Annotated in this window: 2 protein-coding genes; one reads left to right on the top strand and one right to left on the bottom strand. The window is 67.9% G+C overall.

The window, feature by feature from the left end; translation table 11 throughout:
- Positions 1-721 (bottom strand): amino acid permease (locus G6W55_RS37635; protein WP_175525060.1); only part of this gene is annotated, 721 nt, incomplete at its 3' end.
- A 402-nt stretch (positions 722-1,123) separates the two neighbouring features.
- On the opposite strand from G6W55_RS37635, the gene G6W55_RS37630 reads away from it, so the two are divergent.
- Positions 1,124-1,400: TrkA family potassium uptake protein (locus G6W55_RS37630; protein ID WP_175525059.1), on the top strand; the 277-nt coding region annotated here is incomplete at its 3' end.

Below are 1,400 nucleotides of genomic sequence, written 5' to 3'. Positions count from 1 at the left end.
CGCCGGTGAGCGCGGCGCAGCCGGAGGAGAAGGCGCGCAGCAGCAGGAAGACGAGCGCGAAGCCCGCGAGACCCTGGTGCTCGGGCTTGATCTGGTAGTCGGCGGTCGGTGCCCGCATGGTGTCGCCGAGGACCAGGCCCCGGAACGCGCCCCACGCGATCATGATGAAGACGCCCGTGACGAACACATAGGTCGGGATGGCGAAGAGCTTGCCCGACTCCTTGACGCCGCGCAGGTTCATCACGGTCAGCAGGACGACCACGCCGACCGCGCAGGCCACCTTGTGCTCGACCACGAAGGGGACGGCGGAGCCGAGGTTCTCGATGCCGGAGGCGATGGACACGGCCACGGTGAGGACGTAGTCGACGAGCAGGGCGCTCGCGACGGTCAGCCCGGCCTTGGCGCCCAGGTTGGTGGTGGCGACCTCGTAGTCACCGCCGCCGCTGGGGTAGGCGTGCACGTTCTGCCGGTAGGAGGCGACGACCGTGAACATCAGGACGACGACCGCGAGGGCGATCCACGGGCTGAAGTGGTAGGCCGACAAGCCCGCGATGGACAGGACCAGCAGCACCTCCCCGGGCGCGTAGGCCACGGAGGACAGCGGGTCGGAAGCGAAGACGGGCAGGGCGACGCGCTTCGGCAGGAGGGTCTCCCCCAGCCGGTCGCTGCGCAGTGCGCGCCCGATCAGAATCCGCTTGGGCACGTCGGTCAGTTTGGACACAACAGAGGATCGTATGCCGTCGAACACGAGGACGCCCACCCTCCCCCGCCGCCGGGACGTCGCGTCTGCCTCACGGGTGAAATCGGCCACGGCACGGCTACGGATTCCACGGCGGCACCGATCGCCATGTCTATATGACAAACTCCTGGCCCGCTGCCGCCACTCGGAGGTTCCATGCACTCGACCGCGGAGCTGATCGGCGCCGTCGGCACCCTCGTCGGCCTCGGAATCCTCACCTTCTTCAGCCTCTGGAGCATCAGCCGCCGCTGACCGTCCCGACCGTGCACGGGGGTGCCCCACATCGACCGCGCGTGTGTAGCTTGGTCGACGGTCTGAGACCCTGTTCTGAGCCACGCAAGAGAACTTATTGACATCTTGACTTCTTGACTCGGAAGGACGGTCGTGCACATCGTCATCATGGGCTGCGGCAGAGTGGGTTCCGCTCTCGCCCAGACCCTGGAGCAACAGGGGCACACGGTCGCCGTGATCGACCAGGACCCCACCGCCTTCCGACGTTTGGGCTCCGGTTTCGGCGGCCGCCGGGTCACCGGAGTCGGTTTCGACCAGGACACCCTGCGCGAGGCCGGTATCGAGGAGGCGGGCGCCTTCGCCGCCGTCTCCAGTGGCGACAACTCCAACATCATCGCCGCCCGGGTGGCCCGCGAGATGTTCGGCATCG

This window comes from Streptomyces sp. CAI-85 (genome assembly GCF_013363615.1).
Classification (GTDB): Bacteria; Actinomycetota; Actinomycetes; order Streptomycetales; family Streptomycetaceae; genus Streptomyces; species Streptomyces antibioticus_B.
This window is presented reverse-complemented; position numbering and strand designations above follow the sequence as displayed.